This window comes from Desulfovectis peckii (assembly GCF_055391705.1).
Genome location: NZ_AP042409.1, coordinates 1065186 through 1087056, shown reverse-complemented (window position 1 = coordinate 1087056; position 21871 = coordinate 1065186). Strand labels below are relative to the sequence as shown.

General features: G+C 43.7%; 23 protein-coding genes and 4 tRNA genes. 7 read left to right on the top strand and 20 right to left on the bottom strand.

Annotation, left to right across the window (positions count from 1 at the left end):
* Positions 1 to 166 precede the first annotated feature (166 nt).
* From ccsA to ACZ5NG_RS05480, 5 genes are all read right to left on the bottom strand, one after another.
* Positions 167 to 949 (bottom strand): cytochrome c biogenesis protein CcsA, encoded by a 783-nt coding sequence (ccsA, locus tag ACZ5NG_RS05500; RefSeq protein ID WP_464252982.1) that lies wholly within the window; start codon positions 947 to 949, stop codon positions 167 to 169.
* Positions 949 to 2007 (bottom strand): cytochrome c biogenesis ResB family protein, encoded by a 1059-nt coding sequence (locus tag ACZ5NG_RS05495; protein ID WP_464252981.1) that lies wholly within the window; start codon positions 2005 to 2007, stop codon positions 949 to 951. Before ACZ5NG_RS05495 ends, ccsA begins: the two co-directional genes overlap by 1 nt.
* Before the next feature lie 13 nt (positions 2008 to 2020).
* Positions 2021 to 3265 carry an ammonia-forming cytochrome c nitrite reductase subunit c552 gene (locus ACZ5NG_RS05490; protein WP_464252980.1) on the bottom strand — a complete coding sequence of 415 codons (1245 nt, stop codon included), beginning with the start codon at positions 3263 to 3265 and terminating at the stop codon, positions 2021 to 2023.
* Between the two features lie 25 nt (positions 3266 to 3290).
* Positions 3291 to 3713 carry a NapC/NirT family cytochrome c gene (locus ACZ5NG_RS05485; RefSeq protein ID WP_464252979.1) on the bottom strand — a complete coding sequence of 141 codons (423 nt, stop codon included), beginning with the start codon at positions 3711 to 3713 and terminating at the stop codon, positions 3291 to 3293.
* Positions 3714 to 4453: 740 nt separating this feature from the next.
* Positions 4454 to 4819: a hypothetical protein gene (locus ACZ5NG_RS05480; RefSeq protein ID WP_464252978.1), complete on the bottom strand. Its 366-nt coding sequence runs from the start codon at positions 4817 to 4819 to the stop codon at positions 4454 to 4456.
* Between the two features lie 217 nt (positions 4820 to 5036).
* Here ACZ5NG_RS05480 and ACZ5NG_RS05475 point away from each other — a divergent pair, with 217 nt between their 5' ends.
* From ACZ5NG_RS05475 to ACZ5NG_RS05455, 5 genes are all read left to right on the top strand, one after another.
* The gene (locus ACZ5NG_RS05475) at positions 5037 to 6056 is read left to right on the top strand and encodes a tyrosine-type recombinase/integrase (RefSeq protein WP_464252977.1); all 1020 of its coding nucleotides are present in this window, start codon (positions 5037 to 5039) and stop codon (positions 6054 to 6056) included.
* Between the two features lie 142 nt (positions 6057 to 6198).
* Positions 6199 to 6274, top strand: a tRNA-Val gene (locus ACZ5NG_RS05470).
* 4 nt (positions 6275 to 6278) lie between these two features.
* Positions 6279 to 6355 (top strand) — tRNA-Asp (locus tag ACZ5NG_RS05465).
* Between the two features lie 20 nt (positions 6356 to 6375).
* Positions 6376 to 6467 (top strand) — tRNA-Ser (locus ACZ5NG_RS05460).
* A gap of 9 nt (positions 6468 to 6476) precedes the next feature.
* A tRNA-Ser gene (locus ACZ5NG_RS05455) sits at positions 6477 to 6572 on the top strand.
* A 43-nt stretch (positions 6573 to 6615) separates the two neighbouring features.
* Here ACZ5NG_RS05455 and ACZ5NG_RS05450 read toward each other — a convergent pair.
* The 14 genes from ACZ5NG_RS05450 to ACZ5NG_RS05385 form a co-directional block, all read right to left on the bottom strand.
* Entirely contained in the window at positions 6616 to 7857 is a 1242-nt protein-coding gene (locus ACZ5NG_RS05450; RefSeq protein ID WP_464252976.1) for a BaiN/RdsA family NAD(P)/FAD-dependent oxidoreductase, read from the bottom strand.
* Positions 7858 to 7961: 104 nt separating this feature from the next.
* Positions 7962 to 8537: a TetR/AcrR family transcriptional regulator gene (locus ACZ5NG_RS05445; RefSeq protein WP_464252975.1), complete on the bottom strand. Its 576-nt coding sequence runs from the start codon at positions 8535 to 8537 to the stop codon at positions 7962 to 7964.
* 138 nt (positions 8538 to 8675) lie between these two features.
* Positions 8676 to 9785 (bottom strand): ABC transporter permease, encoded by a 1110-nt coding sequence (locus tag ACZ5NG_RS05440; RefSeq protein WP_464252974.1) that lies wholly within the window; start codon positions 9783 to 9785, stop codon positions 8676 to 8678.
* Positions 9778 to 10701 carry an ABC transporter ATP-binding protein gene (locus tag ACZ5NG_RS05435; RefSeq protein ID WP_464252973.1) on the bottom strand — a complete coding sequence of 308 codons (924 nt, stop codon included), beginning with the start codon at positions 10699 to 10701 and terminating at the stop codon, positions 9778 to 9780. Before ACZ5NG_RS05435 ends, ACZ5NG_RS05440 begins: the two co-directional genes overlap by 8 nt.
* Positions 10701 to 11603, bottom strand: coding sequence for an ABC transporter ATP-binding protein (locus tag ACZ5NG_RS05430; RefSeq protein ID WP_464252972.1), 903 nt, complete (start codon positions 11601 to 11603; stop codon positions 10701 to 10703). Before ACZ5NG_RS05430 ends, ACZ5NG_RS05435 begins: the two co-directional genes overlap by 1 nt.
* Positions 11596 to 12597 carry an HlyD family secretion protein gene (locus ACZ5NG_RS05425; protein WP_464252971.1) on the bottom strand — a complete coding sequence of 334 codons (1002 nt, stop codon included), beginning with the start codon at positions 12595 to 12597 and terminating at the stop codon, positions 11596 to 11598. The genes ACZ5NG_RS05430 and ACZ5NG_RS05425 overlap by 8 nt, the downstream gene beginning before the upstream one ends.
* A gap of 176 nt (positions 12598 to 12773) precedes the next feature.
* Complete coding sequence (locus tag ACZ5NG_RS05420) at positions 12774 to 13628, bottom strand: DMT family transporter (protein WP_464252970.1); 855 nt, start codon at positions 13626 to 13628, stop codon at positions 12774 to 12776.
* A 129-nt stretch (positions 13629 to 13757) separates the two neighbouring features.
* Positions 13758 to 15047 carry a phenylacetate--CoA ligase family protein gene (locus tag ACZ5NG_RS05415; RefSeq protein ID WP_464252969.1) on the bottom strand — a complete coding sequence of 430 codons (1290 nt, stop codon included), beginning with the start codon at positions 15045 to 15047 and terminating at the stop codon, positions 13758 to 13760.
* Positions 15048 to 15052: 5 nt separating this feature from the next.
* A complete protein-coding gene (locus tag ACZ5NG_RS05410) occupies positions 15053 to 15640 on the bottom strand; it encodes an indolepyruvate oxidoreductase subunit beta (protein ID WP_464252968.1) in 588 nt (195 codons plus the stop codon).
* Between the two features lies 1 nt (position 15641).
* Positions 15642 to 17429, bottom strand: a complete 1788-nt coding sequence (gene iorA / locus ACZ5NG_RS05405) for an indolepyruvate ferredoxin oxidoreductase subunit alpha (protein ID WP_464252967.1) — start codon at positions 17427 to 17429, stop codon at positions 15642 to 15644.
* 34 nt (positions 17430 to 17463) lie between these two features.
* Positions 17464 to 18243, bottom strand: coding sequence for an energy-coupling factor transporter transmembrane component T family protein (locus tag ACZ5NG_RS05400; protein WP_464252966.1), 780 nt, complete (start codon positions 18241 to 18243; stop codon positions 17464 to 17466).
* Positions 18212 to 19075 (bottom strand): energy-coupling factor ABC transporter ATP-binding protein, encoded by an 864-nt coding sequence (locus ACZ5NG_RS05395; RefSeq protein WP_464252965.1) that lies wholly within the window; start codon positions 19073 to 19075, stop codon positions 18212 to 18214. The genes ACZ5NG_RS05400 and ACZ5NG_RS05395 overlap by 32 nt, the downstream gene beginning before the upstream one ends.
* Positions 19053 to 19913, bottom strand: coding sequence for an energy-coupling factor ABC transporter ATP-binding protein (locus ACZ5NG_RS05390; RefSeq protein WP_464252964.1), 861 nt, complete (start codon positions 19911 to 19913; stop codon positions 19053 to 19055). The genes ACZ5NG_RS05395 and ACZ5NG_RS05390 overlap by 23 nt, the downstream gene beginning before the upstream one ends.
* A 17-nt stretch (positions 19914 to 19930) precedes the next feature.
* Positions 19931 to 20497 carry a tryptophan transporter gene (locus ACZ5NG_RS05385; RefSeq protein ID WP_464252963.1) on the bottom strand — a complete coding sequence of 189 codons (567 nt, stop codon included), beginning with the start codon at positions 20495 to 20497 and terminating at the stop codon, positions 19931 to 19933.
* Positions 20498 to 20807: 310 nt separating this feature from the next.
* On the opposite strand from ACZ5NG_RS05385, the gene ACZ5NG_RS05380 reads away from it, so the two are divergent.
* Positions 20808 to 20999: a hypothetical protein gene (locus tag ACZ5NG_RS05380; RefSeq protein WP_464252962.1), complete on the top strand. Its 192-nt coding sequence runs from the start codon at positions 20808 to 20810 to the stop codon at positions 20997 to 20999.
* A gap of 126 nt (positions 21000 to 21125) precedes the next feature.
* Entirely contained in the window at positions 21126 to 21443 is a 318-nt protein-coding gene (locus ACZ5NG_RS05375; protein ID WP_464252961.1) for a nitrous oxide-stimulated promoter family protein, read from the top strand.
* Here ACZ5NG_RS05375 and ACZ5NG_RS05370 read toward each other — a convergent pair.
* Positions 21436 to 21762 carry a hypothetical protein gene (locus ACZ5NG_RS05370; RefSeq protein WP_464252960.1) on the bottom strand — a complete coding sequence of 109 codons (327 nt, stop codon included), beginning with the start codon at positions 21760 to 21762 and terminating at the stop codon, positions 21436 to 21438. The genes ACZ5NG_RS05375 and ACZ5NG_RS05370 overlap by 8 nt on opposite strands.
* Between the last annotated feature and the right edge of the window lie 109 nt (positions 21763 to 21871).

The following is a 21871-nucleotide window of genomic DNA, read 5'->3' as shown; positions in this document are numbered from 1 at the left end:
GTCATAAAATTTTACTTATAGCAATAGGATGTTAACCCGGCTGTAATTTTTTCCGCCGATTAATATAAATTGCTTTACTTGGTTAAATTTTAACCCTAAAGAGCAAATAAGTAAAATACTTTTTATTTGATACCATGTATAAGCAAAAGCTTATAGACTGTGTGTTTTACACATAACTGTGGTCGCCCGGTAGCAGTAGTGAAACGCCGAAGAAGGTGAACAGCACCGCTGCAAAGCCAACTATAGCCATTATGGCAGCCTTTTTACCCTGCCAGCCGTAGGTCTTACGGGCATGCAAATAGCCGGCATAGATTAGCCAGGTGATTAATGCCCAGGTTTCTTTAGGATCCCAACTCCACCAGCGCCCCCAAACTTCTTCGGCCCATACGGCACCGCTAATTAACACCAAGGTCATAAAGGGGAATCCCACCACCACCGACCAATGTAGGGCGGCATCCAGTTTATCTAATCCTCGCTCAGCTGATTTGGCTTTTACTAAATACAAAATACCCAAACAGCAGGAAAGTGCAAAGGCACCGTAGGCAATAATGGCGGTAATCACATGAATTTCCAGCCATCTGCTTTGCAGAGCGGGCATAAGTGGCCTGATCTCCGATGGCAGCGTACTGCCATAGGTAATTATGACTATGGTTAACAGTCCTGCCAGTGCTGTTAACAGATTTGAAGAGAATTTTCTGTTGAGGATGATTAAAAACAGTAAAATACCCCAGGCAAAAAGAAATGTAAATTCATACATAGTGGCAAAGGGCAGTCTGCCACTGACAAAGCTTCGGGCTAAAAGAGCCGCCGTTAAGCAAATGAAGGCCAATACAATTGCCAATAATGCCAGCTTGCTAATGGTTTTATGGGGCTTCCACAACGATATTAGGCTAAAAATTACGCCAACAAAAAGTAAAAAATAGGCCGCCAGGTTAAATGTTGCTTCCATTATGCCTTCACCTCGCTTTTGTCAGCATCTTGCTTGCCCTTGCCCTTAGCCGGTGCAAAATACCGTATTAAAAACCCTAACGTCAGTAAAGCAAAGCCGGCATAGACAATCTTTACCCCCGGGTCTCTTTTTACCTCCAGTCCGGTGTAATATTTATAACTAGTAAACGTGACGGGATACCCACCTATTACTCTTGTTTCTCCCAGAGGGATCACCTGCACGTCAATTAACTGTTGGTGCTGCACCAGGGCACAAGCCAGGTGCGGGTTATTGGGAAGGGGTGTCCTTGATTGTAAACTGCCGCTATGGGGATCAAAATCCGGCACAAAAATTGTTTTTAAATTAACGTGCTCGGCCACCGGCATTTCACCGCCATTTATCAGATCAAATTTTTTCTTTGTGCCGTCGATGTTAATGCTGCCTTCGGTCTTCCAGCCATAGCTCATTTGATAAATGGTAAAGCCCTCTGCCTTTAGCGGGTGGTTTACACTGATATCTGTGCTTACTTGGCTGTCTTTGCTTGATAAAGAAACCTTGCTAATGTACTGCTTGGGTTCATAGGTATCGTAATACTCAATCTCAAAGTCATGCACTTTTAGGGTGTACTCCGGAAATCCTTTAGTAGCCAAATTTATTGATTCCCCGGTACCCAGCTCAACGGTTTCGCTTTGGCCCAACAGGCCGGATACTACCGAGCCCACAAAAATAACCAGGATACTGCAGTGCAGTAATACAGAACCGACTTGGCGGGCACCCCTTATGGTTTTAATACGCCTTAAAGAACAACAGAGGATATTGATGGCAAAGAGAATGCCCAACCCAATGAACCACCAGCAGCTATATAATTCATGCAGGGACAACAGCACAATAAAACCGCCCATTAGTTCACCGTAATGGGCTTTATAAAAAGCAGCGGCCTCACCCTGAGGAATTAAGCTACCGATGGATGAGGCAGCACCCAATAACAATAAAAGAAACAGACCGGTTTTCATGGAGGAAAGGAGATTTATAATCCCCTTCCCTCCGGACTTTGTCAAGTTGCTATTGTTGTCTGTCAAACTATTCACTCCATTATTTTACAGATTCTCTGGCCAATTGAACCGCTTTATGGGCATAGTCTATGGCCTTACTCAAATTGTTTATTGATTCTATGGGGTTATGGAATCCGTAACCGTTGGTGACCATGACATAGTCTAAATACCACTGACCCTTGCGGTGCATTTCCTGGGCCTGCTTCAGCAGTTCTTGGTTAACACCGGGGGTGTTTTTGGCAATCTTAATTTCATTAACGGCTTGTACCATCGCCTCACCGGCAATGTCCTGCACTTCTTTGGTCTTGGTTTGAATTTCCTCTACCCTAGATTTCAGCCAATCTACGCCTTCGCGGTGGCAAACGGTACAGCTCTGCTCAATGTTATTGAGAGGACTTGTCCAGTAGTGGGAGACGATTTTAACGTTGCCCTGCTTAACGTAAGGCATATGGCAATCGGCACAGGCTAATCCGGCAGACTGGTGGGTACTGTTCATAAAAATTTCATATTCGGCGTGTCTGGCTTTAACTAAGCCTGTTCCGGCATCGGGATGGTACCATTCGCTGTAGTTCTTTTCATCATAATAAGCGAGAATTTCGTCTGCTTTAATGCCCTTATCCCAAGGGAAAGTCAGCTTCTTGGTTTCCGGCTGGAAATAGTAGGTTACGTGGCACTGGGCACAGACTAAAGTTCTCATTTCTTGCCGGGTGGCTTTAGTAATATCCTTTCCTTGACGTTCAAAGGCTTCAATTAAAGCCGGCCGGCTGATTCTTAAATCCATTGTTTTGGGATCGTGACAGTCTAAACAGGCGATGGGGTGCTTCAGTTGTTTGTTGATTTCTTCGAATGATTTTAGGTAGTAGTCTTCACCGTATTTTTTGATTAGTTCGGGTATTTGCGAGGATTTACAGGTGTTACAGGCTGCACCGGTTTTGTATCTACTGGGATCAACCTCCCGGATATCTTCTAATGTATACAGGTGACCCCGTGGTTCGTTAAATTCATTGGCATAACCCAAACCGGCATAGAGGAGCTCCATGTAAGGCTTGGTTTCAAAGTGCGATGGCTTGTCGGTATTTTTTAAGTTTTCCATGTAACTGTCGTAATGCTTGGGATAGTATTTACCCCACACCGCCGGGTCTGCCTCATTGGCTGGGATCTCACCAATTGGTTTTTCCTCTAGGTCGGTGTTGTGGGCGGTAAAGAAATACAAAGCCGATCCCCCTAAGATGACAACCGCTATCAGCGAAAAGATGGCTAAATTCCGATACTTTGCAGGAATCAATTAAATAATCACCCCTTTCACTATTTTAGGTGCGGTGTATACGGTGACAATCAAAGCAGAATCTTCCGCCATTTTCCTTGGTGTCCCCCACCAATTCCATCATTTGCCCGTGACACCTAAAGCAGTTATTTTGCACTATGTCTTCACCTAGCCCAGTCATTCTGATTTCCGCCGGGGTAGTGTTTGTAACCACTCGGTATAAATCCTTGGTCCCGGTATATGCTTTATAGGTGGCACCGGTCACCAAGCCATGGGGAATATGACAGTCACCACAGGTGGCACCTGACCGATGGGCAGAATGCAAGTAGGTTTCTACCTGTGCATCCATTGCGTGACATGTACCGCAAAACTCTGCCTTATCCAATCCCAGGGCAGGAACCTTGGTTAACAGCATCAATGCAAAACCGGCAAATGCTAAACCTGCCAACCACAAAAGTTTTTTCTTCATTTAACCGGTCACCTCACCTCCCTACACAAGTACAACCTTATGTGCATTATGTGCCGATTAATCAGCGGATTGCTAAAGAAGTAACCGTTAAATATACGGTAGACAATCTCGCTATTATTCTAAAAAAGGTTGTACTGTTAAAGGCTATTTACATGGCGGCACTATAACAGGTTCGTCAACTAACTGTATATAACTTAGTCTTCCTCCTTTTTCATTTTTTTACCAAAATATTCGCTATTATATTATATTTTCCTCCAATAAAACTAAATTTTATTTAACAAGTTTAAATTCTTCCGGAAATTAAAGGAAAATTTTTAACTATCCCAGTAGAAATTAGCTAAAATTAGTGCCTGTTGTTTTTTAATTTGTGACAAAATTCCCGCCAAGAAGACGATAAATACGCACAATAAAGCCAGGGTAAACTGTACTACCCTGGCTTTATTATTTTTCCTAAAGGGAATTATTGTTCTTGCAACCCCATGTTTTCTTAGGCCTTGTAGTTGTTAGGTTTGCCGGTGTATTTTCGAGAACCTATGCGCTTTTTATTCTTCATATGGTAACGTTTTCTTTGCTGAAAAAGCCGCTTTTTATTATCTCTTAGCAAACATTTTTGCATAATTGCCCCCAGTCTACATCGGTATTGGGGGCTTGGCTCCCCGGCCGGCATTTTACCCCCCTATTAAATAATAAACCACCCTTCCAAGGTGGTGGTTACATAATAATATATTAAGTAAACTAGATTATATTTTATCCTTCCAGTGTGGCAAAAATTTGCGCCACATTTTTTCCAGGTATTCATTGCCCTTTTTATTTGGTTCCATCAGTATTTCGTTGTCACCGTCTTTTTTCCAGTACTTTTTATCACCGTTTACGTCTAAATACGCTTCCTGCAGGTTTTTACCATGAGAGTCTATTTCCCTTTTGGCATAGAATTTAACATAGGAAGTTTTTATATTTTGCTGCTCCTTTTCAGGCGGCAGCTTCTGTGAATCAATAGCGTTATTATAAGCGTTAAATAAACGGTCAAAATCAGAAAGCATTGATTGATGTAACTTACTCATAGTTTCTTCAATTTCACGCATTTTTCTCCACAGTTCATCCATCATACTTCCATCCCTCCCATCTTTTTTCCCTTTTATTGTAAATTATTCTATCAGTGGCCAAACTGTTCATTCAATGTTCATTAAGCTTTGCTAATTTTTAAATTAGCCCTTAGCTAACCTGCATTTTCCAATATCATAGAATTAAAGGGTTTTTTTATTTAAATCTAGAAATAGGTAAGCGAACAACACCGAACATATTGTTAACGGAGGTTTTCTATCTATGCAGTTACCACCGCTAATACAGCGTTTTCTTGAGTATAAATATAAGACCGAACACTGCAGCAAAGCTACCGTAAAAGAATATGCCATAGACTTAAGCCTCTTCTGCCGCTGGCTGGCCTTAGAGTTTGGCATTGCGGAACTGCCGGCAGATAATGGTTCCGATATCCATAAACTTATTCAACAGGTCTCACCGGCGCTTGTTACCGACCGGCATCTGTTGGCGGTAACCCCCAAGACCGTCGAGTGCTATTTTACTGATTTTATCAGTACCCGCCCGCGGCAAAAAAAGGGCGACCCTTATCATGCCGATGCGCGCAAGCTGGCTTCCCTTAAATCGTTTTATAATTACCTAGTACAAATTTTAGATTTAATGCCGCAAAACCCGGTGAGAATGTCCCTTCACGATCCACCAAAGCGGCAGCTGGTTTATCTTACTGTAGATGAGGCAAACAAACTGTTAAAGGCGGTAAGTACCAGTAACTCTCCTTATAAAATCAGAGACTATGCGATTATAATTATGTTTTTGCATACCGGGCTTAGGGTATCGGAGTTGGCAAATGTAAAAATAAGCGGTATCATTGAAACCGCTGAGGGAAGCTTCTTGCGCCTGATTGGCAAAGGCAACAAAGAGCGGGAAATCCCCTTGACCGAACCATGTTATGCCGCGATAAAAAAATACTTGGAAGTTCGCCCCCATGATTGCGTGGCACCGCAGGATAAAGACATATTATTTATTTCTCGGTTAAACAAACGTTTTTCTAGCAGAGCGTTAGAAAACATCGTGAAAAAGTATGTGCAACTGGCCGGTTTGTCAAGCAATATTACACCTCATAAACTGCGCCATTCTTTTGCTACCGTGCTCCGGGAAAGCGGCGCTAAATTAGAAGAACTGCAAGAACTTTTAGGCCACGATAACATCGCCACTACCCGTATTTATACTCATATCAACAGGCGGCATATGGCAGCGGTAATCAACAAAATACCAATCGGTAAAGCAGCTAATCAAGAAAAAAGCTGACTTTTTTCAATTTAAACACTGCAATAATTCAGAAGTCGTGTCGTATATATTTGACTTTAATAGAAGAGTAATTTAATCTATAGTAAAATGCTATTGATATATTTTTAAAAAAATGTTATTATTATAATTGCGCTGCCAAAATGGGCGATTAGCTCAGTTGGGAGAGCGCCTGCCTTACAAGCAGGAAGTCGGCAGTTCGAGCCTGTCATCGCCCACCACTGCGGAGCTGTGGTGTAGTGGCCTAACATGCCTGCCTGTCACGCAGGAGATCGCGGGTTCGAATCCCGTCAGCTCCGCCATTTTTTATTTAAACAATCCCGGAGTGGTACTCAAGTGGCTGAAGAGGACGGTTTGCTAAACCGTTAGTGGTCTTTTGGGCCAGCGTGGGTTCAAATCCCACCCACTCCGCCATAGATAAACGGAGAGGTGGCCGAGTTGGTTGAAGGCGCACGACTGGAAATCGTGTAGACGGGCGTTGAACTCGTCTCAAGGGTTCGAATCCCTTTCTCTCCGCCAATAAAAAAGCACTTCACCTATCTTAAGTGAAGTGCTTTTTTGTTTATCTGTTTTCCATAGCAGCGCTGAACCCGCTCAAATACCCGGTAGAAAAGGCAATTTGCATATTATAGCCGCCGGTTAAGGCATCGACATCGATCACCTCGCCGGCAAAGTAAAGCCCCTTTACTATTTTCGATTCTAATGTTGAGGGGTTTATCTCTTTTACGTTTATTCCCCCGCTGGTAACAATTGCATAATTTAGGTCTAAGGTGCCGGTTACCGTCAAGTCTATATTCTTTAGTGTATGCAGTAATTTTCGGCGCTCTTTTTTGGTAATTTGATTTACCTCTTTATGAATATCCAAACCGGATAGTCTTAATACCACCGCAATCATCTTTTTCGGCAGCAAGTCATCCAGAGCGTTTTTTAAGTGTTTGTTGGCATATTTCTCAAAATCCCTTAATAAACGGGCATCCAACTGCTCATCTGATAATGCCGGTTTGAGGTCAATTCTTAAGGTAATCGGCCCGGCCAGATACTTTTTCAATAAGCTGCTCAGTGTCAGTATAATCGGGCCGGATACGCCAAAGTGGGTAAACAGCATTTCGCCGAATTGTTCCGCCCTTACTTTGCCGTCCGCAATAGCTTTTACCGTCACGTTTTTTAATGTTAACCCCTGCAGCTCTTTAACCCAATCTTCTTTAACTACCAGCGGAACCAATGCCGGTTTTATTTCCTTTATGGTATGCCCCAACCGCTTAGCCATTTCGTACCCGTCACCGGTAGAACCAGTCTGCCGGTAAGACATGCCGCCGGTAGCAATGAGCACCTTTTTACCGTTAAATACTGTGCCGTCGGTTAACCTAACACCGGTGACACACCGGTTGCCGCTCAGTACCTCTTTCACTTCGCAGTTTAATTTAACATCTACCCCTGTCTGCTCCAAATATTTGGTAAGGGCCTTAATTACATCGCTGGACTTATCTGAGGCCGGAAATACCCGGTTGCCGCGCTCTACCTTGGTTTTTACACCCAATGAATGCAATAGCTCAATTAACCGGTAATTGTCAAAAGCATGATAGGCACTGTAAAGAAATTTTTTATTAGTAACCACATTATTAAAAAAGTCTTCCCTGTCGCCATAATTAGTTACATTACAGCGGCCTTTACCGGTAATGTACATTTTACGGCCCAGCTTATTGTTTTTTTCCAGCAGCAATACCTTTAAGCCATTTTCGGCAGCGGTTGCCGCACCTAACATGCCTGCCGGTCCGCCGCCGACTACAATTAAATCATAGTTCAATTTTCATCCCCCGAATTATCGCTTTAAGTAAATTATTACCAAGTTAACGTAAAATATATTTTTCCTAAATCTAAGATTTAGGTTGAAAAGTTAAGCTGTATTCATCAATGATTTTCCTTCAAAATTCCATGTAGAAAAAAATCCATTAGCTGTCGAATGGTATCATCAAAGGTTAAGCCGTTGGTAATAATAAATTCCGGATTGGCAACCGCTTTAATTGAAGCAAACATCGCTGCGGTTACAATCCGCGGATCAATATCCCGGATATATTCTTTGTTTTTTTCATCTAAAAGTAATTTAGAAATTATAATCTCTTGTGCTTTTTTCATGCGAAATTCATCAATTTTTTTCCAATAATGAGGGTAATGTTGACGCAAATCATCTAAAACTAAAGGATTACCGATGTAACCGCCCACAAAATGTATTGTTTTAAGCATGCGGTTAACCAGTTCCTCCGGTTTGAGTGGGGTGGCAGCTATTTCTTCCATTTTACCGGCCACCTCGGTCATAAATTTTTCCAAAGTAGCTTCTATTATTTCATCTTTACTGCGAAAATAGCGATAAATGGTGCGCTTACTTATGCCTGCTACAGCCGCCAGCTCGTCCATCGTTACTCGATAGAAGCCTTTTTTTTTGGAAAGTTCCTGAAAAGCCGTAAGAATTCTCTGTTTAATGTTCAATACCTCCTTACTAAGACAAGGGGACACACCTCTCTTTTAATTATTTCTTTAGTTGAGGAATGTCCAAACCTAGGGTGCGGCACCGTGACTTTTACATTTAGCTTTACATGGTGCCGGTCACTAATATCAGGTTAGTAATTAGGCGATTTTCTTTTTAAACTTCAAGGTGCTGGCAATTAACACCACCAGCGAAAAAACTAATAAACACACAACCTGCCCTACTAAATAGGGAAAGCCAATACCTTTTAATACTATACCACGAATAATATCCAGATAATAAGTCAAGGGAATTAAATTGCTAAGATAATAAATAAAAGTCGGCATTGCATCCCGGGGGAACATAAAGCCAGAGAGCAATATGCTCGGCAGCATTACAAAAAAGCCCATTTGCATAGCCTGCATTTGTGTCTTCGCCACATTGGAAATCAAGATACCCAACCCTAAAGAGGCGGTAATAAAAAAGAGGGTTAACAGATACAGCTCTAAAATACTGCCCCGGATAGGCACTTTAAAAACGGTCACACTGATGATCAAAGCCACCGTGATTTGTAAATAGCCCAAAACAATATAGGGTAAGGTTTTGCCCAGCATTAACTCCAAAGATTTAATCGGTGTTACCATTAATTGTTCTAAAGTTCCCTGTTCCCGTTCCCGCACAATGCCCATAGATGTCAGCAGCACCATAGTCATAGTAACCACTATACCTAAAATGGCCGGCACCATATAATAAGCCGTTATCCCATCTGGATTATACCAAGGGCGCACCCTGATGTCATACAGCGGGGCAATCGTTTTCATTTTTTGGGCCAGTGCTTCCTGCGACTTAATTAGCCCTATCGAATTAGCTATGGCGATAGCCTGGTTGGCAACCATGTTGTCACTGGCATCCACCAGCACCTGCACCTGAGCGGGAACCCCCCGGTTAACGCTGGCTGCAAAGTCGGGCGGAAAGATAATTCCCACCTTGGCTTTACCGCTGTCAATCATTCTGTTTACCTCATCGTACCCGTTAGCGATATATTTTACGTCAAAGTAACCGGAGGCACTGAATGAATCTAACAAATCTCTGCTTTCGCTGCTTAACGACTGATCAAATACAACCGTAGGTATATGTTTTACTTCGGTCTGAATGGCATAGCCAAAAAGCAAAAGCTGAACTAAGGGAAGCATAAATATCAGCCCCAGGGTCATTCTGTCCCGGCGCATTTGCAAAAATTCTTTCTTTAAAATGGCTATAATTCTATGCATTGCTATCACCCAACTGTTTTTCTTTGGTTAAGGCTATAAAAACATCCTCCAGTGACGGCACTATGGGCTTGGGATCTACACCGCAAAATTTACGCAAGTCATTAATATACTTTTCATCGGCCAATAAAACATGCAGTAAGGAGCCATGTACCGTACAATCTTTTACATAGGGCAATTTTTTCAAGCTGCTTGTTTTCTCCATGGCCTGGGGAATATCCAACTCAACTAAACATCCCTTTAAGACATTTCTTTTTAAATTGTCCGGAGTATCAACGGCTATTAACTTGCCCCCGGAAATAAAGGCAATTTTATGGCAGCGTTCCGCTTCGTCCATAAAATGGGTGGTAATCATAATCGTCGTACCCTGGTTAGCTAATTCCTGAATAATATTAAAAAACATTCTCCTACCGGTAGGACTTACGCCGCTGGTAGGTTCGTCCAAAAAAACAAGGGAAGGCCGGGCAATAATGGCACAGCCCAAAGCCAGCCGTTGTTTCCAACCGCTGCTAAGATTAGCTACCGGCTCCCTTTCCCGCCCCAATAAACCGGCCATGGCCAGCAGTTCCTTTATCCGTTCCTTCCGTCTGTTCCCGGGCAGGCCATAAATTCCGGCATAAAAATTTAAGTTCTCGATAACGGTAAGGTCATCATATAAGCTAAATTTTTGCGACATATAGCCGATGCCGCTTTTTATTTTTTCTGTCTCCCGGACAAGATCATAACCTAAAACTTTCGCCGATCCGGCGGTAGGTGCCAAAATACCGCAGAGCATTCTAATCGCGGTGGATTTGCCCGCCCCATTGGGCCCCAAAAAGCCGTAAATTTCACCGGGTTTAATTTTTATATTCAGCTTATCGACAGCGGTAAAATCGCCAAATACGCGGGTCAAATCAGTAGTTTCTACTACATAATCCATTAGACCACCTCTTTCTCAGCCAGGGAAACGAAAACATCTTCCATGGAAGGTCTGACGATCTTAAGTGAGGTGACCGGAATCCCCTTTTGTTTTAGTAGTCGGCTCATATTCTCTACTGCTACCTTCTCTTTAAGTACTAAATGATAACGGTTGCCCAAAAAGTAAACATCCTGCACCTCTTGCAGGTTTTCCAAGATATTCGTTTGTTTTACCGGCGTCTGCAATTCCAAAACAGTAAAGGGATATTTATTTTTAAATGCCTGGGGGGTATCAATTTTCACTATCCTGCCTTGGTTCATAAAGGCTACCCTGGTACAAAGTTCCGCTTCGTCCATATAAGGGGTAGAAATAAGTATCGTCATCCCGTCTTTGTTCAGGTCATAAAGAATTTTCCAGAAATCTTTCCGTGATTGGGGATCCACTCCATAAGTGGGTTCGTCTAAAACCAGGATCTTAGGGCGGGTAATCAAGGCACAGGTAAGGGATAATTTTTGCTTCATCCCTCCGGAAAGATTTGCGGCAAAGCGATCCTTAAACTGAATTAGATTGGTAATCTCTAATATTTCATCGGCCCGCTTTGTAATGGTCTTTTTGTCCAGATTATACATCGCTCCGAAAAAGCTGATATTTTCCATTACCGTCAAATCTCCATAGAGGCTAAATCGCTGAGGCATATAGCCAAATTTGTCTCTTTCCGCCAATTTTTCCGGGGCCACTCCCAGCACTTTCACTTGACCGCGTTCCGGGGTAATAAGTCCGCAAATGATGCGCATTAAAGTGGTTTTACCCGCTCCGTCCGGTCCCACTAAACCGTAAATTTCCTGCCTGTTTACCTGCAAGCTCACATCTCTTACCGCCTGCACGTAACCAAAAGACTTACTCACGCCTTCCGCTTTAATCATCCCGACCACCGCCGGTAAATATGACATCGGCAGGCATGCCGGGCTTGAGAATGCCCCCTTCGCTGCTAATCCCTATTTTTACGGCAAAGACCACATTGGCTCGCTCTTTTTCCGTTTGAATGGTTTTCGGAGTATATTCTCCCTTGGTAGCAATTTCTTCTACAACACCGGTAAATTTTTTCGACAAACCGCTAACGGTAAAAGTAACCTTGTCACCTACAGCAATCTTGGGAAGGTCAACCGTCGGGATATATACCTTTATCCATAGGTCATCCATGTTAACAATTGTTGCTATTGCATCACCCGCTGTGACATATTCCCCAACTTCAAAATTCTTTGACCGCACGATACCGTCCATCGGGGCATAAAGCTTTAGATCGGCCAGCATAGCATCCGTCGCTTTTAGCACCGCTTTGGTACGTGCCACTTCCACCTGCGCCGCATTAATCACTTCCGGCTTGCTTCCCGCTTTTAAGAGGTCATAGCGGGCTTGTGCGGCAACAAGTTCATTTTTCAGTATTTCTACTTGATTTTGGGCATTTTCGTATTCCACTTCGGTAATTGCCTTCTCTTTAAAAAGCACTTCTTTCCTTTTTAATTCATCTTCTGCCTGTTTTAGTTTGGTGCGAATAATATTTATACCGGCTTCCGCTTCCCGCATCTCCTGCTCTCTCGCCCCCGACTGCAAATCAGCCAAATTGGCCTCAGCCTTGGCTACACTTAATTCATCTCTTTCCCGTTGTGCTACTAAATCATTGCGGCTTAACTCTGCTATCAGATCTCCTTTTTTAACAAAATCACCTGAATTTATATTTAAAACTTCAATTGTGCCGGCTATTTTGGCATTTATATCCACACTGGTACCTTCTATAGTGCCTGTAGCCTTGATTAGTTCCTCACCTTCACTATAGTAGGTCTGCCAAAGCCAAAAAGAGCTTGCTGCGACTATCACTGCCAGCCCGATAATAATTAAAATTTTCTTTTTCCTCTTCATAGACTTCCCCCTCTGCCCTTAAAAGGTAAACTAATGTCACTATTATAGTTTACTTAGTTTAATGTTACCACGATTTTCTACTGTAAACAATAAATTATTTAACAAAAAAAAGCGACAGGAGAACAATCTTCCTGTCGCCTAAAACAATAAGCTAATGGAATAAAAATTCTAACGTCTTAAGTTCTTTGTTGTGCTCCCCAGTAAGTGGAGCCTAATATTAGCAGTCCGCCGATAATACTGCAAATCGATAATGGCTCGCTAAGAAACAGCGTACCAAAAGCTACGGCCGCTACCGGGTCGATATAGCTCAACACGGCCACGCTGTGCGCGGGCACTTTTTTTATTCCGGAAAAGTACAGTAAATATGCCAGCCCGGTATGTACAATGCCTAAAATTACAATCCAAATCCAGTCAGCGGATTGAATAACCAGTGACTTGCGGTAAAGGATAAACGGCAGCAAAACTATGGCGGCAATGGCAATCTGCACAAAAGCGGTATCAAAGTCTGATATGCCTTTCAGGTGCTTATTGACAATAACAACGCAGGCATAAAACAGTGCCGCCAATAACCCGTACCCAATACCCAGCAGGTGATTGTAGTTAACCTCACTCGTTGCCGGCTGACCGGAGAGTATCACCGTTAAACCGGCCATGGCCCCCAGCACCGCCAGCAGTTTGCTTAAAGTTAACCGTTCTTTAAAAAATATCGGCGCCAGCAGCGCCACTATGATCGGTGCCATGTAGTAGCTTAGTGTAGAGTTTGCAATGGTGGTATAGCGATAGGCTTGAAATAACAGCACCCAGTTTAAACCCAATGCTATACCGGAAATAAGCAGCAAATACTTGTTACTTATTATATTTTGCCGGCTTTTTACCTCTCTGAGCCGATAAGATACAGCGGCTAAAAATACGGTGGCAATTGCCGCTCGCAAAAAAGCAATCTCAAGTGACGGCAGGTCAATATTTTTGACGAACACACCGATACTGCCCCAGGTAATCATTGCCAAGATAATCTTTAGTGTTGCGCTCATAAATGCCTCCGGGTCATTAATTTGCAGCTAACTTACATAGTAACCCTTATTACCGTTAATAGCAACACAAAAATAACAACAGCAACCGATAAAGGGTTACTGTTGTTGTTATCCGTAACTAATATTTATTTACATATTTTCTTCCCGGTGGTCAAAAATTCGCCTGGTTTTCTTTTCACTGCGCGGCAGGGTGCCCTGGGGCACTGCTTCTACTTCCGCCAGTACGCCGATTTTACTTTTAATGATCTGCTGACATGCAGAGGCCACTTCATTGGGCTGATAGCCCTCTTCATGTTCAATGCGCACGGTTATTTTATCTTTGCCGCCGCTGCGGGTTAATATTAACTGATATTCACTGCCGGCACCCGGCGTTTCTTTTAAAACATGATCAATTTGTCCGGGATAAATATTTACCCCTTTAACTTTTACCATATCATCGCTGCGACCCAGTACCCGGCCCATCAGCGGATAGGGTGAACCACAGGCGCATCGTTCTACTTTTAAGCAGGTAATATCATGGGTACGGTAACGCAAAAGCGGCATTCCTTCTTTGGTTAAGGTGGTAATAACCAATTCGCCGGTTTCACCTAAGGGCAGTTGTTCGCCGGTAACGGGGTCGATAATTTCAAATAACAGGTGATCGGCCCAATAATGTATGCCGTTATGGTGGTGGCAGTCTATGCCAATGCCCGGTCCGTAGATTTCCGTCAGTCCATAGATATCAAAGGTTTCAATGTTGAGGTTTTCTTCAATTTTAGCCCGCATTTTACTGCCCCAACGTTCCGAGCCAAATATGCCGATGCGCAATGCCAACTTATCTCTGATTCCCCGGCGGCAAATTTCTTCTGACAGCAGCAGGCCGTATGATGAAGTGCCGATAAGAACGGTGGTCTGTAAATCTTGCATTAGCTCTAATTGTTTTTCAGTGTTTCCCGGGCCGGTGGGGACAGCCATAGCTCCAACCGCCTCCACACCGGCTTGAAAACCGATACCTGCCGTCCATAAGCCGTAACCGGGGGTAATTTGTACGCGGTCTTTATTAGTCACACCGACCATTGTCAGGCAGCGGGCCATCATCTCTCTCCAAGTTTGCACGTCATTTGCGGTGTACGGTATGATAATCGGCTTCCCGGTAGTGCCGGATGAGGAGTGAATGCGCACCACTTCCTCTTCCGGAACAGCCATCAGGCCTAAGGGATAGGTTTCTCGTAATTCTGATTTCGTAGTAAAGGGGACGTTGGCCAAATCCTTTATTGTTCTAATATGCTTAGGCTTAATCCCGTGTTTATCCAGCTTTTGCCGATAAAAGGGAGAGTGATCATATAATTTTTGAACCAGTACTCTTAATTTTTCTTCTTGCATAGCCGTTAAGCTTAAAAAATCATAACAATCTTTTATCGCTTCTTTGGTCACTGCCATGGTCATTACACCTCCAGAGCTTTATAGCCCAGCTCAAAGGCAAGTTTGTTAATCTCTTTAAATTTCGGCGGCACCGCACTAAGAATGTTGTCTAAAAGCTGTTCGCCGGTAAAAGGTAAAATATTTAACGATGCCAGCGCTCCTAAAAGCACTATGTTGGTAGCTTTAAATGTACCGGCTTCGACCGCTAAACTTGTGGCATCAAACAAATGAAGGTGAGCGGTATTATTTTTTAAATAACTGATTAATTCATCGGTTTGGTACTCAGACATACCCAAAGCGGCAGTTACGGGAATGATTGTAGCTGAATTGGCAATGACCACTGCATCTTTTTTTAACATTGGCAAACCGCGCACAGTTTCAGCAAGTTCCATTCCCAGCAGTACATCTCCCGCTCCGTTCGGTATCAATGCCCCTCTTGCTTCATCTCCAATGCGCACTTGGCTCATTACTACCCCTTCCCGTTGCGCCATGCCGATAGCCTCAGAGGTGCGCACCGGGTAGCCGGCTTCCATCGCTGTTTGCGCTAAAATTCTTGAAGCCAGAACATTGCCTTGTCCGCCTACCCCGGTAATGACAATATCTAATTTCACTTTAAAGCACCTCCTCGATTGCTTCGGCCGGGCAAAGCTGAGCACACAGCCCGCATCCGGTACACTTGTCATCAATAACCGGCCGCCCATCGGCAAGGTATATTGCCGGGCAACCTAACTCTTCAATGCAAATCCGGCAATCTAAGCAAGTATCATGGTTAATTTTGCGGGGATTTCTGCGCTCCCGCGATTTTAACGCCGCACATTCCCGGCGCATTACTATCACTGCCGGGCCGTCATAGTTAATGGCTTCTTGGGCGGCTTTTTTGGCTTCTTCTAAATTGTAAGGGTCTACTTCCAGCACCTTTTTGACACCACAGGCCGCGGCAATTTGGGCGATATTAACGGCTGCCGTGGCATCACCGACGGCATTTACCCCCAATCCCGGGTGAGGCTGGTGTCCGGTCATGGCCGTGGTGCGGTTATCCAATACAACCAGGGTGATATTTGCCTTGTTATATACGGCGTTGATCAGTCCCGGTATACCGGAATGGAAAAAGGTTGAGTCTCCCAAAAAGGCAATATGCTTTCTATCCGGTTCCACCCGGTTGAGTCCCGCCGCTATATTCACGCCGGCCCCCATGCAAAGGCAGGTATCCACCGCATTTAACGGAGCCATGCCGCCCAGCGTGTAGCAGCCAATATCTCCGGAATAAACGGCATCGTCACCGGCCACCTGCTTTATAGCATAAAATGACGCGCGGTGGGGGCAACCGGCACAGAGCACCGGGGGCCGCATTGGCAGCTGCGGCAGCTTTCTAATATCTTTTTGCATAGCCGGCAGGTCCATAAATTTGGCAATCCCATCTGCTACTTTGTTGACATTTAATTCTCCTTCCCGCGGCACAAAACTGCGGTATTTGCCGACTATCTCTATGGGCAGTTTTGCTTCCCAAGCAATTTTAATCAGCTGATCTTCAATCACCGGTTCTTGTTCTTCTACCACCAATACCCGTTTATGCTGCCTTAAAAATTCCAAGGCCAACTTCTTCGGCAGCGGATAGGGCGTGCCAATCTTTAGTATAGAAGCTTTAACTCCCAGCATAGCCAGTGCTTCTTTCACGTAGTTATAAGAAACGCCGCCGGCCACAATGCCTACGTCTGCCTGCAGTTCAACTTCGTTAAAGGGCAAGTTTTCAAAGATTTCAGCGGCCTTTTCCTGCTGTTTATTCAGCCACACGTGGCGTTTGAAGGCCAAACCGGGCATTATCACCCAGCCCGGATCTTTAACAAATCCTTCCGGTTTTTTTATATTTTGCACATCAGAAACTTCCACATCCTGACAGACATGACAGGTACGGGTAGTTGGCCGCAATATCACCGGCAGGCCAAGTTCTTCAGATATATCAAAAGCCTTAATGATCATGTCCTTAGCTTCTTGCGGTGTAGAGGGATCAAGCACCGGCAGTTTAGCAAACTGAGCAAATTTTCTGGTATCCTGCTCATTTTGTGAGCTGTGCGGGCCGGGGTCGTCGGCAACCACTATTACCAACCCACCTTTAACGCCGATGTAAGCTAAAGTCATCATAGAGTCGGCGGCGACGTTTAACCCCACCTGTTTCATGGTCACCATCGCTCTCGCCCCGGCATAGGCTGCACCTGCTGCAACCTCTAAAGCCACTTTTTCGTTAGTTGACCATTCTGTATAAATGCCTTTATCTTTTGCCATGGCTGCCAGCGTGGAAAATATTTCAGACGAAGGCGTTCCCGGATAAGCTGCCGCCAGCTGAACGCCTGCTTCTACAGCGCCATAAGCCATTGCTTCGTTTCCCATTAACAGTTTTTTCATCAGCCAGTTCCTCCATCTTTGGTATATTTTTTGCCTAATGGCCGCTTATTTTAAAGGCAATCGCAGCAATCGTTAAAATTATCGTAAGCATTATAAATAGCCAATCTTTAGCGGTAATCAGCATTTCCTGGTATTGTGTGCGCTGACCGCTGCCGTAACCTCTTGTTTCCATAGCCATTGCCAACTGTTCGGCTTTTTGCAGCGATATTAATACCAGGGGCACGGCCACCGCCCCGTAAGATTTTATTTTGATCACGGGATTGTTGCCGTCGATCAAACAGCCACGGGTAGCCTGTGCTTCACGAACCAGTTTGATCTCCGTTAAAAAAGCCGGAATAAAGCGCAGCGCAGTCATAAACATAAACACATAGTCGTATGGCAGTTTTAATTGGCGGTGCATAGTCAGGATAATGTCTTTGTATTGGGTGGTGGCCAAAAAAACCAAAAAACTAAGTACTATCGCCATCATCCTAATACTCATTGCCATACCCAAATAAACGGCTTCACTGTATACCGGCAGTTTTTTTCCCGGCAACAAATAAATTAAAATATCACCCTGCTTTAAAAAAAGTACTTGCAGCAAAATCAGCATTAAGCTGAATAGCAACAGCCCTTTAAACATCGGCAGCAGTTTGGGCAGCACTTTTGCCGCCGCTGCCACTGCCACTACACTGCCCAACAGCAGCAGCAAATAAATCCCATTATTAAAGGTAAGGGCAACAACCATCACCGCAATCAACCAAATCATTTTAGTAAGCGGATTTAAGCGGTGAATGATAGAGTTACAGGGATAATAATCTACAATTGAAGCCATCTGCTTCACCTCGCATTGAACGCAGCAGTTCGCGATAAACTTCTTCAACCGTCAGTAAGCTAAAGCCACTGCCAAGACCCAGGTTTTGCGCCAACCTGACGACAGGAGGAAGTTCCAAAAAAGTTCTGGCCAACAGCTGTGGTTTGGTAAAAACCTCCCGCACCGGGCCGTCAATCAATAGCTCCCCCTGACAAAGCACAATTACACGCTGAGCAAATTCCGCTACCAGTGACATATCATGAGTGATAAAGATAATGGTGTGACCGGATTGATTTAAGTCAGCGATCATTTTCATGATCTGCCTGCTTTCCCGATAATCCTGACCGGTAGTCGGTTCATCCAGCACAATTACTTCCGGACGCACTGCCAGCACTGACGCTAATGCCAAACGCTGTCGCTGGCCTTTACTTAGTTCATAGGGGTAAACATGGCGTTTTTCTATTAGCTTCACTGCAGTCAGTGCCTCTTCTACCCGTTCACTGATTTCAGCCGAGGAGAAACCGGCATTGTACAGCCCAAAAGCAACTTCTTTTTCTACGCTGTCATGAAATATCTGATGATCCGGATTTTGAAATACAAAGCCGACATGACGGGCAAGATCAGAAACTTTGTGATTTACTGTGTCACAGCCGTTTACCAGCACATGACCGGAAGTAGGCTTTAACAGGCCGTTAAAATGTTTGACCAGTGTAGTTTTGCCGGCACCGTTCTGCCCCACAACAGCTACCATTTCTCCCGGTTTTACGGCAATATTGATGTTTTTTAAAACATTAACACCGTTTTGATAACGATAAGATAAATTTACTGTTTTAATAATTTCTTTTCTGTTCACTTATCCCACTCCGTAAACTCTGAATGTATGATAAACCTTCAGATACAGTTATCGGCAGCTGCTGCCATTGGCCGAAGCGGTGGGCCAATTGTGCTATTTGAGGCGGCTGCACACCTAAATGCCACAGCCTTTCTGAATGAGAAAAAACATCGCGGGGAGGGCCGTCAACGGCTACTTTCCCCTGATCTAAAATCACAATTCTACTGGCGTAACGCGCCAGATATTCCGTCTTTTGTTCGATTATCACAACCGTAATGCCTTCTCTTTGATTTAACTCGGCCAGTATTTCAAAAATTTCTCTTGTTCCCAGCGGATCCAACTCCGATGTGGGCTCATCTAACACCAGAACCTGTGGTTTTATTGCCAGCACCGCCGCAATAGCCAACCTTTGTTTCTGTCCGCCGGAAAGGGCGTTTGTGCTGCTGTGTCTCACAGCACTTAGCCCGGTCTTTTGTAAAGCCCAATCAATGCGACTTTTCATTTCACTCGGGTCAATACCCATATTTTCCAGAGAAAAAATTATTTCTTGCTCCACATCTGCCGAAATTATCTGCGCTTCCGGGTCATCAAAAACACTGCCTACCCTTCTGGCAATATTGGCAATGGTATCTTGTTGGACGGGCTTACCGTTCAACAAGACACTGCCTTGCAATGAACCCTTTTGATAATGGGGAATAATGCCGTTTAAACATTTAACCAGCGTACTTTTCCCGGCACCGGTCGGACCGGTAATGCCTAAAAATTCTCCTTTGCGAACGGTCAAGTTTATACCGGATAATGCCGGTATTTTTGTCTGCGGATAATAAAAGGTCAAGTTGTCAATGATATATACCGTCATTCCGGTTCCTCCTCGGGCTAAAGCTTGATAAACTTTTTAACCGGGGCATACAATATCTGGGCCATCCCGGCATTAATTAAAGCTACCGGAATAACTACACCGATAAAGGCGGCCTGCATGGCATCAACAGGCAAATTTAAGGCGTAACGGAAGTTCAACAAAACGTATAAGCCACCGCTTGCCAGTGTGCCCAACAGTGTGGCAAATATCGGTTTAAAAGTGTATTTTTTTAAAGTAAGATCCGGTAAATACCTGACAGCCAAAAGACAAACCAAAGCCCCTGTCGGTTCAGTGATTAAATTAAGCATGGGAACCGGTGATTTTGAGAAAATCATGCTCACCGCTCCGGCCACAACACCGATACCAAAAGCTGCTTTAAAAGTAGGGCGTAATAACAAGATTGCCAGGCAATACATGGCAATGATAAAGTTAGGAGTTATTCCGAGAATATTTGGAGAAAACAGGCGCAACACCGCACCAATGGCAATTAAAATGGCTACTATTGCTATCGATTTGGTTTTGGTAACCGGCTGTTCAACCATCCGCTCACTGTTTGACAAGGTTTTTTCAATGTTCACACTCATCCTCATCTCTCCTCTTCTCAACTTTTCTCTTCTCAACCCAAAGCGCCTTAAACTAAAAAAACCAGGCTAATTGCCCGGTTAAACGCATATTATTCTCCGCTAAACTAATACTATGCTTAACTAGGCTTAGCTCATCTCCGCTCACCTCTTATTCAGTTTTTAGTAGCTGTCTCTGCTGAACTCATACTGGCTAATTTAATATACTGTTTTTATTTTACCACAAGCTAATACCGTTGTCATTATCTATTTTTACTGATAACAATTATACAGCGGAAGCAATTCGTCCATACTATTAACGGAGGTGACTTTAATGAATAAATATACTGTCAGAGGACCGGGTGAAGCATGTAGCGAAATTAATGCCGCCAACCTTCAAGAGGCTATGGAACAGGTAAGAAGGCGTTATCCCAACATGCATGTTGCTGCCGATGCCAGTGAACAAATTTATGTCTGCCAACAAGGTGAGGATGAAACCAGCTGTCAAATGAATTTAATACAATAAGTTAAAGAAAGAACCGTTTTCATTAGCGGTTCTTTCTTTGTTGTTAAGTATTAGTTTGTGATCTACATCATGTCAATTTTGGCGGTGCTGATCTATCATATAGTCAGGGCAAAGGAGGAAATGTTGATGGGCAAAGTGGAAAAGGACTTAAAAATACTGCTAAAATTTATTGAGGCCTATTGTCAATGCCACCATCATGCCCAAAAAGAAGTATGGTTAGAAGGCAATAAATGGCAGTTGTGTTCGGAATGTGAAGAGCTTGGCACCTATGCGGTAAAAAGGCGGTTGAACTGCCCCAAAAACCCCAAACCCTCTTGCAAAAATTGTGATATTCACTGCTATGCTCCAAAATACAGAGATAAAATCAGAAAAATAATGAAATTCTCCGGGATATACTTTATTAAAAGAGGCAGATTAGACTATCTATGGCATTACCTTACCTAATTTGTTGGCGAAGAGATTCGCACATCAATAATATTTGTTGAAATTCCTGTTCGCTAACGTTCGGAAGGGTATTTTGCATGTTTTTTATGGTCAGCTCAATGTTCTTTTTATGCAGTGCCGCTCTTTCTTCCGGTGTCATTGGCGGACGTTTGCCCGCTCTGATTTCACTGACTAATTTGGACATTTTTTCTGCATTCTCCTTATCCAAATGCAGCGGCACGCACTTTTTTAATCCTTCTAACTCTTCTTCACTCAAGTTTTCTCGATTTCTCATTTTGGTTAAAACCTTTTTCAGTTCTTCCGCAGTAAATTTTTTCATTCGCTTTTTCCCCCGTTTATATCAAATTTTTGATTTTATTTGATTAAAAGTAGGCAAAATCCTCTGCAAAAAAAGTTTTTTGCCTTTCTTTTAAAATTTTAGTCATTTT